Annotated in this window: 3 protein-coding genes and 2 pseudogenes; 3 read left to right on the top strand and 2 right to left on the bottom strand. The window is 53.0% G+C overall.

What is annotated here, in order from left to right:
* Together M0974_RS33210 and M0974_RS33205 are read left to right on the top strand one after the other, a co-directional pair.
* Positions 1 to 239 (top strand): annotated as a pseudogene (locus tag M0974_RS33210) (hypothetical protein); the annotation flags it as partial.
* A 203-nt stretch (positions 240 to 442) separates the two neighbouring features.
* On the top strand, positions 443 to 1,573 hold the full coding sequence (locus M0974_RS33205; protein ID WP_297846562.1) for a hypothetical protein: 1,131 nt from the start codon (positions 443 to 445) through the stop codon (positions 1,571 to 1,573).
* A gap of 108 nt (positions 1,574 to 1,681) precedes the next feature.
* On the opposite strand, the gene M0974_RS33200 is transcribed toward M0974_RS33205, so the two are convergent.
* The gene (locus M0974_RS33200) at positions 1,682 to 3,226 is read right to left on the bottom strand and encodes a phosphoenolpyruvate carboxykinase (RefSeq protein WP_297846560.1); all 1,545 of its coding nucleotides are present in this window, start codon (positions 3,224 to 3,226) and stop codon (positions 1,682 to 1,684) included.
* A 177-nt stretch (positions 3,227 to 3,403) separates the two neighbouring features.
* Complete coding sequence (gene hslO, locus M0974_RS33195) at positions 3,404 to 4,306, bottom strand: Hsp33 family molecular chaperone HslO (RefSeq protein WP_297846559.1); 903 nt, start codon at positions 4,304 to 4,306, stop codon at positions 3,404 to 3,406.
* Between the two features lie 109 nt (positions 4,307 to 4,415).
* On the opposite strand from hslO, the pseudogene M0974_RS33190 reads away from it, so the two are divergent.
* Positions 4,416 to 4,632, top strand: a pseudogene (locus M0974_RS33190) (phosphoesterase); the annotation flags it as partial.

The raw sequence follows: 4,632 nt of genomic DNA, 5'->3' as shown, positions 1-4,632 counted from the left end.
GCAATCGCTATCAAGCGCAGTGGAAAATCTACAACAACCATATCGAAGGCGACAGCGTCTGCTTCAACTTTCCCAATGCCTCCGTCGAGCACCGCGAATGCCGCAAAGCAGCCCAAGTGTATTTTAAAGAGCAGTGCCGCGAGTGGACAAAACGCTCTGACAGCGATCGCCAAGAACAAAGCAAGGCGACAGAACAGCGGTATTGCGGCGCGGCGGGCAGTTTTAATCCTGCGGGGTGAAGGCATAATTAAATGACCGTGCGACTTGTATTCCTACAAATAGAAATGGAATACCTTACACGGTCGCTACCCCTATCCATAGTAACTTACAGCCCCAAAAAAATATTTGCTCATACAACACTTTCTGCAATAAAGACCGACATGACAGTTTAATAAAACCGTTTAATCTCGCCTTTCAATTCACGAAAGCGAGAAACACAATCATGGGTATATTTACTGTTTATTTTTGCGGCACCGGCTCCACAAAGTTTGACACTATTAACAAAAGCTATTGGGACGGAGAACTGATTTCGACCTTGGCTGACAACAACAACAGCCGTGAGTTTGCCGACTGGATAATCGTGGATGGCCCTGGCAGCGGCAACCTGCAGGCTGACGAGATGTTTACCAAGATTAAAGAGTATGAGCTACAAGGCACCCTGTTCGGTAAAGGCTGGGAAGAAAACGTAAAACATGCCATCAATATGATCAAGGGTAAGTTTGATTGGCAGCGCAAAGAACTGACCGAAGCGAACTACAAGATTTTGAAAGCCGCGGGAATTCCAATCGAAGAGGCCGTAGCGACCGGTTCTTTCCTGTGGAGGAAATACAATTACGGCAATCGCCAACCGACCCCCCAGGAAATTCAGGAGAAAATTATCAAGATTTTCCGCAAGGGCGGAATCATCCCAACTCAGGTCAACTTAGTGGGTTGGAGTCGTGGCGGCATAAGTTGCCATATGTTAGCTAACGCGATGTTGGCTGACAGTCAACTCAAGCACATCAAGGTCAATATCTTCGCGGTTGATCCGGTGCCCGGTGCGCTGAACTTCCAAGGAGAAAAAGTTACCTTGGGCAGTAATGTCGCAGAGTACGTAAGTTTTTACGCCAGGGACGAGCGCTCTAAAGGCTTCTCCTGCGTCATCCCGACCACCCACCCCTCAACCAAGGTTCATATCTACCCAATGGCAGGCCGCCACGCAACACTGGTCGGTAACGCGGCGGCCGATGGCTCGGACGGGCCAAAGGTATTGCCTGAACCAGGCAGGATCGTTAGGCACTTTGCCGAAACATGCCTGACGCGCTGGGGCGTTACGCTGGATAAAAAGCTAAACTTAAGCACCGCTGAAATTACCAAGTACCACGATTCTTTTGTGAAAAATGACGCGCAGTACGTAGCCATGCGTAAGAAGTCTTATACGGTGATTACTGAGGAAGAAAAACAACAACGGTATGTGACATTCGGCAAAGATGGCGTTCACTTCACCGCGATTGAAGGCGATCAATTTCAGCCCGCACGAGGCTTGGCCGCTGGCCTGGTAGTGACAGACTCGACGTACAAACATCTTCGCTGATCAGTATAGATAGTGGTTCCATCGTTCGATAAGCAAAACGGATCGACCCAGAATTGCTAAAAAAAACCGCCCTGTAGGGGCGGTTTTTTTATTCGGCAAACACCTACATTACAGCTTAGGGCCAGCCGCCTTGATTGCATCGCTCACATCGAACTTCTTGAAGTTCTCAACGAACAATCCAGCCAGTGCTTTAGCAGCTTCATCGTAGGCCGCTGTGTCTGCCCAGGTATTGCGTGGGTTGAGCAAGGCAGTGTCTACGCCAGGTACCAGCTTCGGTACGTCCAGGTTGACGGTGGCGAGGTGTTCAGTTTCTGCACCGATCAGAGCGCCGCTCTGAATGGCAGCAATCACACCGCGAGTAGTCGGAATATTGAAGCGCTTGCCAACGCCGTAACCGCCACCAGTCCAACCGGTGTTAACCAGGTAAACCTTCGAGCCGAAACCACGAATGCGCTTGATCAGCAGCTCCGCATATTCGCCAGCAGGGCGCGGGAAGAACGGTGCGCCGAAGCAGGTCGAAAAGGTCGACTTGATGCCGCTGCCCGAACCCATTTCTGTCGAGCCAACCAGTGCGGTGTAACCCGACAGGAAGTGATAGGCCGCTTGTTCTTCGCTGAGAATCGACACTGGCGGCAGCACGCCGGTCAGGTCGCACGTCAGGAAGATCACAGCATTGGGCTCGCCACCGAGGTTTTTCGGAGCGCGCTTTTCGATCAGTTCACGCGGGTAAGCTGCGCGGCTGTTCTGGGTCAGGCTGTCATCGGCGTAGTCGGCTTTCTTGGTGACTGGGTCGATGATGACGTTTTCCAGAACGGCGCCGTGCTGGATAGCTTTCCAGATAACAGGCTCGTTCTTCTCGGAGAGGTCGATGCACTTGGCATAGCAACCGCCTTCGATGTTGAACACAACGCCAACGCCCCAGCCATGTTCATCATCACCAATCAGGTAACGGCTTTCGTCAGCGGACAGCGTCGTTTTACCGGTGCCAGACAGGCCGAAGAACAACGTCACGTCGCCCTCTTCGCCCATGTTGGCAGCACAGTGCATTGGCAGCACATCGACCGCAGGCAGCAGGAAGTTTTGTACCGAGAACAAGGCTTTTTTCATTTCGCCGGCGTAACGCATGCCCGCGATCAACACCTTTTTAGCAGCAAAGTTGAGGATCACGGTGCCGTCGGAATTGGTGCCGTCACGCTCAGGTTCGCAGACGAACTCTGGAGCATTGATGACTTGACATTCGGTTTTGGCGGCTGGGTTGTACTGTTCAGGGTTGATGAACAGGCAACGGCCAAACAGGTTGTGCCATGCAGTACCGGTGGTCATTTTGACCGCCAGGTAGTGCGCGGGATCAGACCCTACATGAACGTGGGAAACGAAACGTTCGCGCTCGCCGAGAAAGGCTTCAACACGGTTCCACAGGGCATCGAACTTGTCAGCCGGGAATTTACGGTTGATTGGACCCCACGCGATGGCGTCTTGGGTGCTTGGTTCTTCAACGATGAAACGGTCAACCGGCGAACGACCAGTGCGATGACCCGTTTTCACGACCAGCGCGCCAGTGTCGGCAAGCTCGCCTTCACCGCGATTCAAGGCTTCTTTAACCAGATCATCGATGCTGAGATCGGTGTATACGGCGTTATTAGCTTGCGTCATGAGGTTCCCCGTCGGCCCAGGCCGAGTGCTCCAAACGTTTTGTAGTAGAAATTCTGGCACTACTACAGCGGAAAAAGTGGGCCGGATTATGCCAGAAATGGTCGAAAAAGGTAGAACCCTCCTGTCAGAACAACGATAACGAGGTGCAGCAAGGCTTTAGGGTACATTCAGAGCTGTTTAATGCCGCGTATCAGAGGGTGAATCCACCCCGCCACCGGCAAATATCTGCGCAACGTCGGTGGCATCGAACAGGTACCGTTGATTACAGAACTGACAGTCAATTTCGACGGCACCGTTGTGCTCTATAACCAGTTGTTGGGCATCCTCCATGCCAAGGCTGGCCAACGCATTGGCCGAGCGCTCACGGGAGCAACTGCAACGAAATTGCAGCGGCTGGATATCGAACATGCGCACAGCATCTTCGTGAAACAAGCGATGCAGCACCGTTTCATTGTCCAGGCTGAGCAACTCTTCGGCGGTCAGGGTGCCAGCCAATGCGGTGACGTGCTGCCAACTGGCCTCGCGGTCTTGCGGATCGGTCAAACGGTCTGCAGGCAACTGCTGTAACAACAGCCCTCTGGCGCGGGTGCCGTCGGCGTTGAGCCAGAAGCGCGTCCCTAACTGTTCGGACAATGCGAAATATGAGGTCAGGCTTTCGGACAAGTCGACGCCATCCAAAGCCACGACGCCTTGGTAGCGCTTGCCGTGACGCGGATCAATGGTCAGGGTCAAGATGCCATCCGGCATCAAGTCTCGCAGCCCCGCGTCCGGTGCGATCTGGCTCTCCTCGTAACGAGCGATACCGCGTATTTCCCGGTCGCTGGAGCATTCGACCATCAACATTGGCACCGGGCCATTGGAATTCGCTTGCAGCACCAACAATCCATCGAATTTTAACGTACCGACCAACAGCGCAGCTGCAGCGAGCATTTCGCCGAGCAATTGCGCCACAGGCTCTGGGTAGGGGTGTTTGGCCAATACTTCGGCATAGCTGCGCTCGAGCGCCACCAGTTCACCGCGAACGTCGCTTTCGTCAAAGATGAAACGCTGGGTGTAATCAATATCCGGAAAATCATGCATAAGAAAAGGTATCTGAAGTGATGACAAAGTAATGACAAGCGCCTATAAAACGCCGCTTGAAATCTGACATTTTTTTGCTGCCGTTAGAATGCCAAATGGGGGGCATTTTATGAACAATCAAGAACTCTTCCAACCCAGGTGGAATTTCAGCCGCCTACTACTCTGCAATCTACTCGCTCTGGCGTTGATGTGTTTATGGCTGTGGCCCACGGGGCATGCCACTTTCACACTGTTCGACGAGTGGCTTTTCCGTCTGCTGAATCACCCTCTGGGCGAGAGCACAGTGTGGCTGTACATCTGGACGGTTGCCAGCATGCGCCCCTTCG

The organism is Pseudomonas sp., from assembly GCF_026224925.1.
Classification (GTDB): Bacteria; Pseudomonadota; Gammaproteobacteria; order Pseudomonadales; family Pseudomonadaceae; genus Aquipseudomonas.
Note: the sequence above shows the minus strand (reverse complement) of the source record. Positions and strands in the feature narration are given on the sequence as shown.